Here is a 15,508-nt window from a genome sequence, read left to right as displayed (position 1 = left end):
CGGAACCCGAATCGCGCCATCGGCACCGGCTGGCGGTTACCGCGGTCGGCGATCCGATGCAATCGATCTACGGCTGGCGCGGGGCGTCCGCCGCGAACCTGCCCCGGTTCGCCACCGACTTCCCTTCCGCGCCGGGCGTTCCCGCGCCGACCCTGCCTCTGCTGACCAGCTGGCGCAACCCGCCCGAGGCGCTGGCGCTGGCGAATCTGGTCGCGGATCCGTTGCGCCGCAAGGCCATCGAGGGTGGCGGCGTCACGGTGGACGCTCTCCGCGCGAAGCCCGACGCCGGGCCCGGTGTGGTGGCGCTGGCGCTCACCGAGACCGTGGCCGAGGAACGCGAGTGGGTGGCCGTACGGATCGCCGAGGAGTGGGCGGCCCGGCGCGCGGCGGGGGAGCCGCCGCCCACCTCCGCGGTCCTGGTGCGCCGCAACGCCGATGCCTCGCCGCTCGCGGAAGCCCTGCGCGCGCAAGGATTGCCGGTGGAGATCGTCGGACTCGGCGGCCTGCTGGCCACGCCCGAGGTCGCCGATATCGTCGCCACCCTGCGGCTGATCGCCGAACCGGGCTCGGGCAGCGCGGCGATGCGCGTGCTCACCGGCGCCCGCTGGCGCCTCGGCGTCGCCGATATCGCGGCCCTGTCCCGGCGCGCCCGCGACCTGTCGATCAGCCGCTTCTCCAACGCCGACGCGCCGGAGATCACCGACGACAGCTCGCTGGCCGCCGCGCTGCGCGAGGTGGCTCCGGAGCCCGCCGAGCAGGCAGGACTGGCCGACGCGATCGCCGATCCCGGTCCGCGCGAACAGTATTCGGCGGCGGGGTTCGCGCGGATCGAGGCGCTGAGCAAGGAGCTCGCCGCGCTCCGCGAACGCAGCGGCCAGCTGCTGACCGAACTGGTCGCCGACGTGGAGCGCACCATCGGCGTCGGCGTGGAGACGCAGGCCCGCCGGGCCATGTCGGGCACCGGAGCCGGGCGCGAACACCTGGACGCCTTCGCCGAGGTGGTCGCCGGCTACGCCGCCGACTCGGGCGCCGCGCTGAGCGGGCTGCTCTCCTTCCTCGCCGCCGCCGAGTCGGTCGAGAACGGTTTGGAGCCGGGCGAGGTCGAGGTCGCCAAGGACCGGGTCCAGGTCTTGACCGTGCACGCGGCCAAGGGTTTGGAGTGGGAGATCGTCGCGGTGCCGCACGTGGTGCACGGGGTGTTCCCGTCGGGCACCGCGACGGGCACCTGGCTCGGCGCCCTCGCCGAGCTGCCCACCAAGCTGCGCGGCGATCGGCAGCAGGACGACGCGGCCGAGGGCGTCCCCGTGCTCGACCTGACCGACCTGTACGACCGCTCCGATCTGGAACGCGCGGTCAAGGCGCACAAGGAGGCCCTGGAGCGTCGCCGCATCGATGAGGAGCGCCGCCTGTTCTACGTCGCGCTCACCAGAACCGAACGCGTGCTGCTGGTTTCGTCGCACCACTGGGCCGAGACCGGAACCACGCCGAAGGGCCCCTCCGACTTCCTGCTCGAGCTGAAGCAGGCCGGCGAGCACGCCGAGAGCCCCGCCGCGGGCGTCGTGGAGATCGCCCGCTGGGACGACCCGCCGGAACCCGACGCGGTGAACCCCTTCACCGACAATCCCGCGACCGCCGAGTGGCCGCGCGACCCCCTCGGCAACCGCCGCGACCCCATCGAGCAAGGCGCCGCCCTCGTCCGCGCCGCCCTCGCCGAACTGCGCACCCGACCCCCCGAGCCCCGAGACTCCGCAGCCCGCCGGAGCGCCGCGGACCAAACGACACTCGGCGAAGAACACCGCCCCCAAACCCCGCTGCCGCTCGGTACAGGTCGCGAACCCGAAACCGCCGTGCCGCTCGGTACAGATCGCGAATCCGAAACCGAGGCTACGCTCGCCTCAGATCGCGGCTCCGAAACCGCGGCGACGCTCAGTACGGGTCGCGGACCCGAAGACGCCGGGAGCCTCGCCGCGGGCTACGGCTCAGCGGCCCGGACCGACGAAACCCCCCTTGCCCCAGAAGAATTCAGCGATCCCTACGCTTTCGAGCCGCCCGCCGATCTCGACGCCCTCCCTCCCGACCCCATGGACGGCCCTCCGGACCCCATGGACGGGCCAGCTTACGAACCCGCCGCCGCCGATACCACCGGCACGCCAACGCATCTCACCGACATCCCACCAGACCCCCTATACGACCACATCTCCGACGAGGACATCGCCTTCGCCGCAGCGCAATTCGCCGACCACCCCCTCGTCCCCCCGCCGGATCCCAACGACCCCGACGGCTGGGCCGCCGACGTCGACGCCCTGCTCGCCGAGTTCGAATCCGAGCAGGCCGCCGCCGAAGAGGTCGAGCTGCCCGGCCAGATCGCCGCGACCGCCCTGGTCGAGATGCGTGCCGACCCCGCGCGTCTCGCCGCCCGGCTGCGCCGCCCGCTCCCGTTCCCGCCGAGCCCACTGGCCCGCCGCGGCACCGCGTTCCACGCCTGGGTGCAGCGCTGGTTCGGCTCGACCCGCCTGCTCGGCCTGGACGAACTCCCCGGCGCCGCCGCCGACGCACACGTCGACGACGAGCTGACCGCCATGCAGAACGCTTTCCTGAACTCCGCGTGGGCCAACCGCAGCCCCATCGATGTGGAGGTCCCGTTCGAAACGTCGTTGGCGGGCACCGTGATTCGCGGACGGATGGACGCGGTGTTCGCCGAGCCCGGCGGCGGCTGGATCGTGGTCGACTGGAAGACCGGCGCCGAGCCGACCCCCGCCGAGGAGCCCGCGGTCGCCATGCAGCTCGCCGTCTACCGGCTGGCCTGGGCCAGGCTCATGGCGGCCAGGGAGGGCAGGCCGGAGCAGGAGATGCTCGAACGCATCGGCGCCGCCTTCCATTACGTGCGCACCGGGCGCACCATCGCGCCCGGTGAGCTGGCCGGCCCCGACGAGCTGGCCGAGCTGATCAGGAGTTCCGCGCCGACCGGCTCACCTTCAGCGCCTGCGTGATCAGCGGAATCTGCAGCGGCAGCCGCAGCACCGTTCCGATCTTGAACACCCGCGAGGCCTTCTTGTCGCCGAGCGCGTCGGCGGCCATCTGCACGTTCGCCGGCAGCACCGCGAGGAACAGCAGCGCGGCCAGCCGCCCGCCGAGGCCGCGGGTGCGCGGCATCGCCAGGGCCGCCGCGACGCCGATCTCGGCGACCCCGGAGGCGTAGGTGTAGTTCCTCGGCTCACCGGGCAGCGCCTTGGGCACGATCGAGTCGAACGGCTTGGGCATCACGAAATGCAGCACCCCCATGGGGAACAGCAAGGCGGCGAGGGCCAGTGCGGGCCGCCGGCCGGGGGCGCGGGTGGGTGCGAGCGCGTTATCTGCCATGAGGCACCCTTGCATTCCCCGGGTGTTCGCGTCGAGACCGGGTGGTGTCGCGGGCAGCGGGTAGGCTCCCGTGCTGTGCCGGAGGGACAAGCGATGCCGGAGACATCCGACGCGAGAGTTATCAGGACGGGTGCGTCCGGTGTTCGGTGATCGAGCGCGCACGCTCGGGCTGTCGAACCGCCCGCATTTCGCCTTGGTCGGGGTGCTGCGCATTCCGGAAGTCCAGACCAGTCCGTGGATTTCACTGTGGCGCCGGGTGCTGTTCGCGATCGGACTGCTGTTCGCCGCGGCCCTGGTGGTCTACGTCGGCCGCGACGGGTACCACGACAACGCGGGCGACCCGCTCGGCTTCCTGGACGCGTTCTATTACGCGACAGTGTCGCTGTCCACCACCGGTTACGGCGACATTGCCCCGGTGACCTCGGAGGCGCGGCTGGTCAACATCGTCATCATCACGCCGCTGCGCATCCTCTTCCTCATCGTTCTCGTCGGAACCACCCTCGGCGTGCTGACGGAACGGTCCCGGCAGGCTTTCAAGATTCAGCGATGGAGGCACAGCGTGCGCAATCACACCGTGGTCGTCGGATACGGCACGAAGGGCCGCACCGCGATCGACGCCATGCTCGGCGACAATGTGCAGCCCGCCGACATCGTGGTGGTCGACACCGATGTCGTCGCGCTCGACGCCGCCGCCAACGCGGGCCTGGTCACCGTGCACGGCTCGGCGACCCAATCCGACGTGCAGCGACTGGCCGGCGTGCAGAACGCGGCCTCGGTGGTGGTCGCCACGAACCGGGACGACACCGCGGTCCTGGTCACCCTCACCGCTCGCGAGCTCACCAAGAGCGCCAAGATCGTGGTCGCCATCCGCGAGGCGGAGAACACCCACCTGGTGCGTCAGTCGGGCGCCGACTCGGTCGTGGTGTCCTCGGAGACGGCGGGCCGGCTGCTCGGCATCGCGACGACGACGCCGACGGTGGTCGAGATGATGGAGGATCTGCTCACCCCCGAAGAGGGTTTCGCGATCGCCGAGCGCGACGTGGAGGCGTCGGAGATCGGCGGCTCGCCACGGCATCTGAGCGATATCGTGCTCGGCGTGGTGCGCGCGGGCGTGCTGTCCAGGGTCGGCGAGCCGGAGGTCGACTCGCTGGAGGCGGGCGACAAGCTGCTCTACATCCGTCGCGCGGGCAAGTAGAACCCGCCCGGGGGCGGCGCGATAGTCTCGAACCGTGCCGGTCTTTCAGCTCAATGGTGTTCCCCTGCTTTCGCGTTCCGTGCTCGACCGCGCCGAGGAGACGCGAGCCGACGCGCAGGCCCTGCTGACGGGCTGGCGCGACGCCAAACTGCTGCGGGTCAACGCCCGCGGTCAGGTCCGATACGAGAACGGCGCGCTCGTGCTGGACAAGGCGATCGAGCTCTCGCCCGAGCCGAGCCCCGCGGCGGTGTTCCTCGGCATCGACGGCGGCGTTCACCTGTGGGCCGTGCGCGATCCGGATCTGCAGGGCTCGCTGACCGACCTGCGCGGCATGTCCAACACCGTCGACGACCTCACCGCGAGCGTGCTCTCCACCGCGGTCGCCCTGCTCAACTGGCACGACAAGGCCGCGTTCAACAGCGCGGACGGCTCGGCGACCACGTCCAGCAAGGGCGGCTGGTCCCGGATGACCGAGAGCGGCCACGAGGAGTTCCCCCGGATCGACCCCGCGGTCATCTGCCTGATCCACGACGGCGGCGATCAGGTGCTGCTCGCCCGCCAGCACACCTGGCCGCAGACGCTGTTCTCGCTGCTCGCCGGGTTCGTCGAGGCCGGGGAGTCACTCGAGCGATGCGTCGAGCGGGAGGTGAAGGAGGAGGTCGGCGTCGACGTCAGCGAGATCCACTACCTGGGCAGCCAGCCGTGGCCGTTCCCGCGGTCGCTGATGCTCGGGTTCGCCGCGGTCGCCGATCCCGCGCAGCCGCTGGTCTTCTCCGACGGCGAGATCGCCGAGGCGCACTGGTTCCGCCGCGCGGAGGTGCGCGAGGCGCTGGCCGCGGGGGACTGGTCGGCGCAGGGTTCGGGCGCGCGACTGCTGCTGCCCGGCTCGATCTCCATCGCCCGGACGATCATGGAGTCCTGGGCCGAGCTGGACTGAGCACGACAATCCGTCGCGGGCCGGATCGGCCCGCGCGGGGTTGGTTCCGAGAATTGATCAGGCCAGCGCGGCGAGGGCCTGCTTGACGTCTACCAGCGTCGGATTGGTGGCCGTCGAGCCGTCGGCGTACTTCACGGTCGGCACCACGTGGTTGCCGCCGTTGACACTGCCGACGAACTCGGCCGAGGCCGGGTCTTCCTCGATGTCGATCTCGACATAGCTGATGCCGGACTCGTCCAGCTGCTTCTTCAGCCTGCGGCAGTAGCCGCACCAGGTGGTCGAGTACATCGTCAGATCAGGCGTTGTATCAGTCACCTATGGTGCAACGCGGCCCGGGTCGCCGGTGTTCCGCTTGCATTGGTTTTAGTAAGCGCGCATACTAAATTCATGACGATCATCGCTACCGCGCAAGCCACCTCCGCCGCACCACCCGCCGCCTTCTTCGCCAAGTGGGCGGACATGGCCACCTGGCCGGAGTGGAACAAGGACACCGAGTGGGTCCGGCTCGACGGACCGTTCGTGCAGGGCGCGACGGGAACGCTGAAGCCGAAGGGCGGCCCGAAGGTGTCGTTCGTAGTCGAGCGGCTCACCGACGACGCGTTCGTCGACGTTTCCAGGCTCATCGGAGCCCGGCTGATCTTCGATCATCGGGTCGCGGTCGCCGACGGACGCACGACCGTCACCGTCACCGTCTCGATCGAGGGGCCGCTGCGCCGGCTGTGGACCAAGGTCATGGGCCGCGATCTGGCCGCGTCGGTGGGACCCGACCTCGCCGCGCTCGTCGCCGTCGCCGAGGGGGTGCCGGCATGACGAGGCACTGGCTGAACGTCATCTCCAAGGAGCACGTGCTGCGCGGCGTCGAACTCGGCATCGTGCAGGCCAACCACGGCAAGCGCTCGGCCGTCGAGCGCATGCGGCCCGGCGACACGCTGATCTACTACTCGCCGCGCGAGGGCATCCGCTCGGGCGCCGCGGTCCGCGCGTTCACCGCGATCGGCACCGTCGACGACGGCCCCGCCTGGCAGGCCGATCCGGTCGACCTGCCCGACGGCGGGTGCTTCCAGCCGTGGCGCAGATCGGTCAGCTACCGCACCGACGCCAAACAGATTTCGGTCGAACAACTGCGCGGGGAATTGGATCTGACCAGCTCACCGAACTGGGGAATGGTATTGCGCCGCGGCCTGATAGAACTCACCGCACACGACCATGCGGTGATCGCGCGGGCGATGGCGGACCAGTGAGGGAGGCCGATGAGAAATGAAGGGTTACGCACCGAATTCACGCAGGCAGACGAGAGCCCGGGGTTGCTGCTCTGGCAGGTGACCAATCGATGGCAGGCGGCCCAGCGGGCGGCGCTCGCGCCGTTCGACCTGACCCACGTGCAGTTCGTGCTGCTCGCGTCGCTCACCTACCTCGCGGTCGGCGACGACCCGGTGATGCAGCGCGACCTGGCCGCGCAGGCCGTCACCGATCCGATGATGACCTCGCAGGTGTTGCGCGCGCTCGAGCAGAAGGGCTTGGTGGAGCGCCGCGATCACCCGAGCGATCGGCGGGCCAAGTCACTGGTGCCCACCGAGGCCGGTCGGGCGCTGGCGAATCGGGCGGTGGCCGTGGTGGAGGCCTGCGATCGGGAGTTCTTCGGCCCGCTCGGCGCGCGAACCGGGCAGTTCGCCACCGACCTGCGCCGTCTGCGCCGGCTATAAGACCTCGTCGATCCCGACGCCGTGGTCGGTCCGGCGCCACGGCATCCGGCGCGGCCGCTCGGCGCGGGTTCCGGCGCCCCACACGCCGGCGGCGTGCGTCTGGCACAGCAATGCCCAAACGCACAGTGCCACAACGCCGTACACCAACCCGAGCGCGCCGATGTGCGGGCCGAACGCGCCGAGCGCCACCGCGAGCACCGCGCACGGCAGCGGCCAAGTCAGCGTCCAGCGCCACCCCGCGCCGCTGCGCGCGCCGCCGAGCCCGTTGATCACGAAGTACGCCGCGGCGCCGCCCGCCAGCGACCACCCGATGCCGGTGGACACGTGCCCCTCGGCGTGTTCGACCGCCAGCCCGAGACCCGCCGCGATCGTGGCGATCGCGCCGGTGATCCAGCAGTGCAGGGCCATGACGTGCTGCCTCGGTATGGACCCGGCCGGATCCTCGCCCGTCATCAGCCGGGGCACGAAGCCGTACATCAGGGTCAGCGCCCACAGGCTCGCCAGCACCACGAACGCGCCGAAGCCCAGCGCGAGGACCCGCACATTCCACTGCACGCCGCCCACCGCGCCGATCACCGCGATGACGCCCTCGCCGAGCACGATGATCACGTACAGCCCGAGGCGCTCGCCCAGATGCGCCGAGTCCGCATGCAGCGCTTTGACTTTCGGCGGCTCGACATTACGGAACCGGCGCGAGTCGCGGATCCGGCGATCGATCGCCTCCTGCGCCCCCGCCATCATCCGGTCGCCGCTCACCGCGAACATCAGCCACAGATCCAGCGCCAGGCCGACTGCCCACAGCCCGTACTTCCACGGTTCGGGCACCCAGAGCGAGGCGATCCACGGCAGCACGCCGACCGACAGCTGCGCGATCGGCCAGTCGACCACCAGCGTGCCGCGGCCCCATATCTGCGCCGCGACCGCGCGCACCACCACGTAGACCGCCGCGAACGTGGTCGCGTGCCGATCCGGGATCCCGGCGACCGCCGCGGCCATCACCCCGAGGCCGAGCATCGCGCCGAGCATCAGATGGACTCTCGCGTGGTCGCGCGCGATGTTGCCGTAGAGCATCATGCACGCCCAGACCGTCCAAAAGGCCAGGTAGAGCAGAAGATACAGGCCGAAGTCGCCCAGCGAGGGGCCGCGGTGCAGCAGGTGGGTGAGCTGGCCGATGCCCGCCACCGCGACGAGGTCGAAGAACAGCTCCATCCAGGTCGCGTGCCGGTCGGTCGGTCGGCCGTCGGTCGACGGCGTGTCGTATGCCACGAAAAGGACAGTATTGTGCGCCCGGCAAGAGTTGTCGGCGGGCACTGTCATGATGGGTGCCGTGTCGTCCCCCAGTACACACCGACCGACCGGCCTCGAGCTGGACTCGCTCGATCCCGAACAGGCCGCCGCCGTGCGCGCGCCACGGGGTCCGGTCTGTGTACTCGCCGGCGCGGGCACCGGAAAGACCCGGACCATCACCCACCGCATCGCGCACCTGGTGTCGGCGGGACACGTCAAGGCCGACCAGGTGCTCGCGGTGACGTTCACCGCGCGCGCGGCGGGGGAGCTGCGCAACCGGCTGCGCGCGCTCGGCCTGGGTGGCGAAGCGACCCAGGTGCAGGCTCGCACCTTTCACGCCGCGGCGCTGCGGCAGCTCAAATACTTTTGGCCGCAGATCGTCGGCGACGTGCCGTGGCGGCTGATCGACGGCAAGTTCCCGATCGTCGCGCAGGCCGCGAACCGCGCCGGGCTCTCCTCGGCCACCGACAGCGTGCGCGACCTGCTCAGCGAGATCGAGTGGGCGAAGGCCTCGCTCATCGCGCCGGAGGACTACCCGGCGGCCGTCGCCAAACAGCGCCGCGAGACGCCCTACGACGCGTTGCGGGTGGCCGAGGTGTACGCCGGATACGAGAAGCTCAAGGCGACCCCCGACGGACTGCTGCTCGACTTCGACGACCTGCTGCTGCACACCGCGGCGGCGCTCGAGGACTATCCGGCGGTGGCCGACGAATTCCGCGGCCGCTACCGCAGTTTCGTGGTCGACGAGTATCAGGACGTCACCCCGCTGCAGCAGCGCGTGCTCGACGCCTGGCTCGGCGAGCGCGACGACCTGACCGTGGTCGGCGACGCCAACCAGACCATCTACTCCTTCACCGGCGCGACCCCGGGCTACCTGCTCGACTTCTCCCGCCGCTTCCCCGACGCCACCGTGATCCGGCTCGAGCGCGACTACCGCTCGACCCCGCAGGTGGTCTCGCTGGCCAACCGGGTGATCGGCGTCGCGCGCGGGCGCATCGCGGGCACCCGGCTCCAGCTCATCGGCCAGCGCCCGGACGGGCCCGAGCCGGTCTTCGCCGAGTACGACGACGCCCCCGCCGAGGCCGCCGCGGTCGCCAAGTCGATCCAGCGGCTCATCGACGCGGGCACGCCCGCGGCCGAGATCGCCGTGCTCTATCGGATCAACGCGCAGTCGGAGAGCTATGAGCAGGCGCTCACCGAGCGCGGCATCCCGTATCAGGTGCGCGGCGGCGAGGGGTTCTTCCAGCGGGCCGAGGTCAGGCAGGCCGTCTCGGCGCTGCACAAGGCCGCGTCCCGTGACGACCTGCCGGGTGCGGCACGCAGCGGCGCCGCGTTGGTCACACTCGTCCGCGCCGTGCTGGCACCGCTCGGGCTGACCAACGAGGAACCCGCGGGCGCCCAGGCCAGGGAGCGATGGGCCTCGCTCGTCGCGCTGGTCACCCTGACCGAGGAACTGGTAGCGCACGACGACAAACTCGACCTGCCCGGACTGCTGCGCGAGCTCGCCGCCCGCACGGAGGCCAGGCACCCACCCACCGTGCAGGGCGTCACGCTCGCCTCGCTGCACGCCGCCAAGGGCCTGGAGTGGGACGCGGTCTTCCTCGTCGGGGTGGCCGACGGCACGCTGCCCATCGCGCACGTGCTCGCCGACGACGGCTCCGTCGCCGACGAGGCGAAGCTGGAGGAGGAGCGCAGGCTGCTCTACGTCGGCGTGACCAGGGCGCGGGAGTACCTGCAACTGTCCTGGGCGCTGGCCCGCGGCGAGGGCAAGCGGCGCACGCGCCGGCGGTCCCGGTTCCTCAACGGCCTCGTGCCCGACGATTCGCCCGCGTCCAGGATCGCCGCGCCGGTCCCGGAGTCCGCCAAAGGCATTCGGCCGACCTGCCGGGTGTGCGCGAAGCCACTCATCGGAACCTATGCGACTATGCTTGGCCGCTGTCGTCGCTGCCCGGCCGAGCTCGACGCCGAACTCCTGGCCGCGCTGCGGGAGTGGCGGGCGGAGAAGGCGGAGGCCCTGCGGGTCCGGGAGTTCGTGGTGTTCACCGACACCACGTTGACCGCCATCGCCGAACAACTCCCAGGTGACGACGCCGCGCTGGCGGCGATCGCGGGGATCGGCGCGAAGAAGCTCGAACAGTACGGCGCCGACGTGCTCGCGATCATCGCTTCGAGGTTGCGCGCAAGACCCCAAAACCGCAGGTAGAAAATAGGTTGTCCCACCCGGCGAACTTGCCTATGGTGGGTTTTACGCACCGGGAGGTCGTCCCGTCGCGCAGAGTTCGAAACAGACACAACGAGTTAGGAGGGAGGCAGACCGATGAACACCAAATACTTCAACGCCATCGACGTTGCGGTGAATTCACCCATGTCGGCCTCCCGGGGGATCCTCGCCTTGCAGGGGATCGGTCTGTCCGAAACCGGTGTCTTCGGCACGCAGGCGCAGCTGGCGTCCGCGCGCGCTCCGATGTGCACCGTCATTACGGACAAGCCCAGTGCGGGTGGCTGGCACCCGTCTGTCGTCGACACGGCGGACAACGTCGTCGAGACGGCAGACGACCTCGTCGCCGCAGGCGCCGGATATGAGCCGGTGGGCCTGCTGGCAGCACGCCTCCGCCCCGCACACCAAGCGATCGTGATCAGGACTCGGCAGAGATGTCGAATACCTAGGTAGGGAATCTCCCTCCCAGACCTCCTGGCCACGGATCGCACGAAGCGAAACCGTGGCCAATCTTTTCCGGCCCTTCAGCCAGCCGGCACCGGTTTCGCGGACAACACAACGAACCGCTGCAACGAGCTGAAGGAGAACGACGTGTTCACCGCCCAGGAATGGCCAGAGGCCACTACTGACGTGACATGCCGAACCGTGGCCCCGATCACCCGGGCCAGGGAGGTCAACAAGGTGCTGCCGTGCCGGGCCGGAGACCCCGATCTCTGGTTCGCGGAGAGCCCGAACCAGTTGGAGCAGGCCAAGGCGCTGTGCGCCAGCTGCCCCATCCGCAAGGGCTGCCTGACCGCCGCCATGGATCGGCGTGAGCCGTGGGGCGTTTGGGGTGGTGAGATCTTCGAACAGGGGGTCGTCATCGCCCGCAAGCGCCCGCGCGGCCGCCCGCGCAAGGTCGCGGTCCCGGCATGAGTTCTGCGTCAGCAGGAGTAGCTTCCCTCCCTCCGGTCGATGTGCTCGATTCGGTTGGTCCCGCCACGGGCCGAGCCAACGAACGAGAAAGCAGACGAACCGCTCACCGTTGCCCGGTGGGCGGCTCGTTTGCGTTGTGCGACAACGGTTTCGGAGATGATGGAAGTGCCGGACCGGTTCGGCGCGGTGCGTGGGGTGCCCGGCGAATCGTCCGCTCGTCGGCGACGGCGAGCAGCAATGTAGTGGTGTCGTCGGCGTGCGCCCACCAGCGGTGGCGCACGCCCGACGGGCAGTAGTAGGAGTCTCCGGTGGACAGCGTCACCTCCTCGCCGTCGGCGACGACCTGATCGCCCCGTGGACCACATAGATCAATCCATCGTTGGGATGGGTGAATTCGCGCTCGCCCCGCTCGGTTCCGCCGGTGTTTGACCGCCGGTCTGCTGCCGATTCTCGTGCCCGGCCTCTACCGGAGCTTTTCCACGGATCTGCGATTGCTGCTCGGCAGTGGGGTGACCTTGACGTCGGTCGTCGGCGTGGTCGTGCACCTGGTTTTCGTCGGCGTGCCGCACCGAACGGCGAAATCGATGGTGGCCGAACGGGTTCGGCACAGGGGTCAGAAGTCGAATACCGAGACCGTGGTGGCCCGCAGTACGCACACGTTGGAGAAGAAGCCGTGATCGGAGACCGGCTTTCCGCGCCAGACGCCGTCGATGGTGGCGACGACGGGTTCGAAATCCTGTGAGCACAGCGGCGGGACGGTGTAATCGGCGAGCGCGCGGATATTGCCGTCGGCGTTCGCCAGATTCGCGCAGGCTTCCTCGGGCTTCGGATGGGTGCCGCCGATTTCCGGCGAACAGATCAGGCTGACCACGCGCCGATCGACGACCTCGACCGAGACCCCGGGCCCCACCGACAGCGTCACCACCGACTGCTCGTCATCGCCGGTCGCCCCCTTGCCCGGCGGGTTCTTGACCGGCGGGGGCGCGGCCTCGACCGGTGCCGCCAGAGCGAGTCCGAGCGCGACCGCCGCGCCGACCGAGAGGCCGGCGATCCGACCGGTGCACGACATGCCATCACCCTTCGTAGACGGAGCCGATCCGACCCGAAGGGTAGCCGAATCAGGACCGCACACCGCGCAATTGGCGTCGCGTGGCGGAACCCCCACCACTCGAAGCGAACTCGGTCGGACGATCAGCTGGCCGTGCGCTCCTCGCGGAACCCCGGCATCCAGGTGCGGACCAGTTCCATGAACGGAAGCTCGGCGTCGAGCTGGGCGAGGATGCCGACCGAACCGCCGAGCACCCGGAATATCATCACGTACTCCGCCGGAAGTTGCAGCGCGCGTGCAGTTTTCATCTCCTGGCTGGAGATGTCGGAGGCCTTGCCCGCGACCCGCTGCATCCACTTGCGGGTGAAGTGGAACGAGTCGGACTTGATCGGGTCGGTGAACGGCCGCAGGTAGTCGGCGATCTCCTGATGGGTGACGGTGCGGCCGGGGATGACCCAGCCGTTGTCGTACATGAGCTCGGTGAGCTCCTCGAAACGCTCCGCGACCGCGAGCGCGAGCATCCGGCCGAGCACCGGGGGGAAGCCGTTCGGCAGCGGCGCGCAGGCGCCGAAGTCGATGACGGCGAGCCTGCCGTCGGCGAGCATCATGAAGTTGCCGGGGTGCGGGTCGGCGTGCAGCAGCCCCACGGTCTCCGGCGAGGAGAAGTGGAAGCGACCCATCAGTCGCGCGACCTTGTTGCGCAGGTCGCGGGTGCCGTCCGGATCGTCGGCGCCCGCCTTGATGATCGAGGAGACCGCGGTGCCGTCGAGCCACTCGGTGACGATCACCTTCGGCGCGCTGGCCACCACCTTGGGGACCACGATCTCCTGGTGCCCGTCGAAACCCTTGGCGAACGCGCGCTGGTTCGCTCCCTCGTTGCGGTAGTCGAGCTCCTCCTCGGTGCGCTCGGTGATCTCGGCGAGGATCGGCTTCACGTCGGCGCCGGGGATGACCGACGCGAGCAGCCCGGTCATCCGGTTCAGCGTCTTGAGGTCCGCGCGCAACGCCTCGTCGGCGCCGGGATACTGCACCTTCACCGCGACGGTCCGCCCGTCCGACCACACCGCCTTGTGCACCTGGCCGATGCTGGCCGACGCGGCCGGGCGGTCGTCGAACTCCTGGAAGCGCTGCCGCCACTGGGTGCCGAGCTGCTGGTCGAGCACCCGATGCACGGTCTCCGCGGGCATCGGCGGCGCGGCGGCCTGCAGCTTGGTCAGGGCCTCGCGGTAGTGCTCGCCGAACTCCTCCGGGACCGCGGCCTCCATCACACTGAGCGCCTGCCCGAACTTCATCGCGCCGCCCTTGAGCTCGCCGAGCACGGTGAACAGCTGCTCGGCGGCCTTCTGATTCAGCTGGGCGTTGATCTCGGACTTGTCGCCGCCCGCCAGCTTCTTCCCGAATCCCACGGCGGCCCGGCCGGCGATGCCGAGCGGAATCTTGGCCAACTTGGCGTTACGGGACGAGCGGCGGCGCACGATCTCAGACACCTACCCATCATGGCGGAAGAAACCACAACTTAGCCACGGCAATCTTGAATAGACGCCGCGGACAGGTAGTGACCCCAGTCACTGTTTTTCCGCCCGATCGGGCGCCCGCTCCGGTACGCGACATGCGGTGAGCCCAGCGGGAATTCGGCGGCAACCACACTCGTCGTGGCGGGGCCAGCGGCGCCGGTCGAGCAGCCGGGCGCAGAGGTCCACCTCCAGCGTCGCGTCCAGGGTGGCGAGCGGGCGACGAGTCGACAGCGCCAGGATGTCCTCGACCTCACTGACCGCGAGGGCCGCGATCGCCGCGACCTTCGCGGGGGAGGCGTGCCCGACCCGGTCGAGCAACTGCGCGGCCAGGTGCGGCCACTCGGTGTCATGGTCGGCGCGCAGCAGATCGGCGCAGCGCAAGCAGCTGGTCGCGCCCGGCAGCACGAGCGGGCCGATCACGCCGCGGCCGTCGCGCAGCCGGACCGGCAGGTGGGCGATCCGGTACCGCACCAGATCGTCGATGAGCCGAGGGTCGGCGACCATCGTGTCCGCCAGCACGACCAGGTCGTCGCGCCAGCCCGAGACCGGACCCGCCTGCGGCCCGTACTCGCGCGAACGACTCGGCCGTACCCCCAGTTTGCGCAGGCCCGTGACGATCGCGTCCGACATCGGGCCGAGCCCGTGCACCCGGACCGAGCTGATCCGCCCGCCGCGCTCCTCCGGATGCTCGAGCAGCCCCGCCTCGTCGAGCACGTCGAGCAGCGCCATCGCGCGATCCGGTTCGATGCCGTGTTCGCCTGCGCGCCAGACGATTTGGGGCTTGCTCTGGGTGCCGTCCAGTAGCCGTAGGAACGCGACGACGGTGTCGGTGCCGAGCCCGCCGGCGTCGAGTAGCAGCGCGGTCTCGGGATGCCAGCCGAGTTGCACGACGCCGGACGGGCGCACCAGCACGGTGAGCTGCGGGGGCAGCATCGGCCCACGACACAGGGATGTCATGCCGTGCAGTATGCGCAATCCGAGGAGTCCGGCCGGGGCCGAAAACCCTGGTTATCCACAGGCTTTCGGCTTCACCAACAGGGCAATCAGGCGGACGTGTCGTTGTCCTTGCCCAGGTCAGGGCCGGACTCGCCGCTGTCCGCGTCGCGCTCGCCGGACTTGTCGCGCTCGGCCTTCTCCCGCGCCTCGGTCTCGGCCAGCTGCGCGAGCGGATCGTCGAAGGCGGTGGCGCCGCCGCCGATCACCGCGTCGATGAAGCCCGCGGGGGAGTCCAGGTCGTTGGAGTCGGGCAGCAGGTCCGGGTGGGCCCAGACGCCGTCACGCTTCTCCACACCCGCATCGCTGGTGAGCCTGCGCCACAGCGCCGCCGCCTC

General features: G+C 70.2%; 17 protein-coding genes. 9 read left to right on the top strand and 8 right to left on the bottom strand.

Annotated elements, in window-relative coordinates; genetic code table 11:
* Window positions 1–2,990 (top strand): 3'-5' exonuclease (locus ON39_RS47560; RefSeq protein WP_040738146.1); only part of this gene is annotated, 2,990 nt, incomplete at its 5' end.
* Here ON39_RS47560 and ON39_RS25470 read toward each other — a convergent pair.
* Window positions 2,947–3,360: a DoxX family protein gene (locus ON39_RS25470; protein ID WP_040738139.1), complete on the bottom strand. Its 414-nt coding sequence runs from the start codon at window positions 3,358–3,360 to the stop codon at window positions 2,947–2,949. The genes ON39_RS47560 and ON39_RS25470 overlap by 44 nt on opposite strands.
* Window positions 3,361–3,499: 139 nt before the next feature.
* On the opposite strand from ON39_RS25470, the gene ON39_RS25465 reads away from it, so the two are divergent.
* Together ON39_RS25465 and nudC are read left to right on the top strand one after the other, a co-directional pair.
* On the top strand, window positions 3,500–4,555 hold the full coding sequence (locus ON39_RS25465; RefSeq protein WP_040738145.1) for a potassium channel family protein: 1,056 nt from the start codon (window positions 3,500–3,502) through the stop codon (window positions 4,553–4,555).
* A 34-nt stretch (window positions 4,556–4,589) separates the two neighbouring features.
* A complete protein-coding gene (nudC, locus tag ON39_RS25460) occupies window positions 4,590–5,492 on the top strand; it encodes an NAD(+) diphosphatase (protein WP_040738138.1) in 903 nt (300 codons plus the stop codon).
* 57 nt (window positions 5,493–5,549) lie between these two features.
* Here nudC and ON39_RS25455 read toward each other — a convergent pair whose 3' ends face one another.
* A complete protein-coding gene (locus tag ON39_RS25455) occupies window positions 5,550–5,807 on the bottom strand; it encodes a mycoredoxin (RefSeq protein ID WP_040738137.1) in 258 nt (85 codons plus the stop codon).
* 72 nt (window positions 5,808–5,879) lie between these two features.
* On the opposite strand from ON39_RS25455, the gene ON39_RS25450 reads away from it, so the two are divergent.
* From ON39_RS25450 to ON39_RS25440, 3 genes are read left to right on the top strand one after another with little or no spacing between them, the layout of a single operon-like run.
* Window positions 5,880–6,302 carry an SRPBCC family protein gene (locus ON39_RS25450; protein ID WP_040738136.1) on the top strand — a complete coding sequence of 141 codons (423 nt, stop codon included), beginning with the start codon at window positions 5,880–5,882 and terminating at the stop codon, window positions 6,300–6,302.
* Complete coding sequence (locus ON39_RS25445; protein ID WP_040738135.1) at window positions 6,299–6,733, top strand: EVE domain-containing protein; 435 nt, start codon at window positions 6,299–6,301, stop codon at window positions 6,731–6,733. Before ON39_RS25450 ends, ON39_RS25445 begins: the two co-directional genes overlap by 4 nt.
* A 9-nt stretch (window positions 6,734–6,742) precedes the next feature.
* A complete protein-coding gene (locus ON39_RS25440) occupies window positions 6,743–7,195 on the top strand; it encodes a MarR family winged helix-turn-helix transcriptional regulator (protein WP_040738134.1) in 453 nt (150 codons plus the stop codon).
* Here the strand turns inward: ON39_RS25440 and ON39_RS25435 are convergent.
* The gene (locus tag ON39_RS25435; RefSeq protein ID WP_040738143.1) at window positions 7,190–8,461 is read right to left on the bottom strand and encodes a low temperature requirement protein A; all 1,272 of its coding nucleotides are present in this window, start codon (window positions 8,459–8,461) and stop codon (window positions 7,190–7,192) included. The two genes, ON39_RS25440 and ON39_RS25435, sit on opposite strands and share 6 nt — an antisense overlap.
* Before the next feature lie 49 nt (window positions 8,462–8,510).
* On the opposite strand from ON39_RS25435, the gene ON39_RS25430 reads away from it, so the two are divergent.
* The 3 genes from ON39_RS25430 to ON39_RS25420 all read left to right on the top strand — a co-directional run bounded on the left by ON39_RS25430 (window position 8,511) and on the right by ON39_RS25420 (window position 11,615).
* Complete coding sequence (locus tag ON39_RS25430) at window positions 8,511–10,685, top strand: ATP-dependent DNA helicase UvrD2 (protein ID WP_083894689.1); 2,175 nt, start codon at window positions 8,511–8,513, stop codon at window positions 10,683–10,685.
* Between the two features lie 114 nt (window positions 10,686–10,799).
* Window positions 10,800–11,153, top strand: coding sequence for a hypothetical protein (locus ON39_RS25425; RefSeq protein WP_040738132.1), 354 nt, complete (start codon window positions 10,800–10,802; stop codon window positions 11,151–11,153).
* Window positions 11,154–11,291: 138 nt separating this feature from the next.
* Complete coding sequence (locus ON39_RS25420) at window positions 11,292–11,615, top strand: WhiB family transcriptional regulator (RefSeq protein ID WP_040738131.1); 324 nt, start codon at window positions 11,292–11,294, stop codon at window positions 11,613–11,615.
* A 103-nt stretch (window positions 11,616–11,718) separates the two neighbouring features.
* On the opposite strand, the gene ON39_RS51535 is transcribed toward ON39_RS25420, so the two are convergent.
* From ON39_RS51535 to ON39_RS25400, 5 genes are all read right to left on the bottom strand, one after another.
* Entirely contained in the window at window positions 11,719–11,988 is a 270-nt protein-coding gene (locus ON39_RS51535; RefSeq protein ID WP_373283735.1) for a cupin domain-containing protein, read from the bottom strand.
* Window positions 11,989–12,228: 240 nt separating this feature from the next.
* Window positions 12,229–12,684, bottom strand: a complete 456-nt coding sequence (locus ON39_RS25415; protein WP_051187051.1) for an SSI family serine proteinase inhibitor — start codon at window positions 12,682–12,684, stop codon at window positions 12,229–12,231.
* A gap of 122 nt (window positions 12,685–12,806) precedes the next feature.
* Entirely contained in the window at window positions 12,807–14,150 is a 1,344-nt protein-coding gene (locus ON39_RS25410) for an ABC1 kinase family protein (RefSeq protein ID WP_040738130.1), read from the bottom strand.
* A 78-nt stretch (window positions 14,151–14,228) separates the two neighbouring features.
* Window positions 14,229–15,134, bottom strand: a complete 906-nt coding sequence (locus ON39_RS25405) for a hypothetical protein (RefSeq protein ID WP_051187053.1) — start codon at window positions 15,132–15,134, stop codon at window positions 14,229–14,231.
* 86 nt (window positions 15,135–15,220) lie between these two features.
* Window positions 15,221–15,508, bottom strand: a 288-nt coding sequence (locus ON39_RS25400; protein ID WP_040738129.1) for a zinc-dependent metalloprotease, incomplete at its 5' end; no start/stop codon positions are given.

This window comes from Nocardia tenerifensis NBRC 101015 (assembly GCF_000308715.1).
Taxonomy (GTDB): Bacteria; Actinomycetota; Actinomycetes; order Mycobacteriales; family Mycobacteriaceae; genus Nocardia; species Nocardia tenerifensis.
This window is presented reverse-complemented; position numbering and strand designations above follow the sequence as displayed.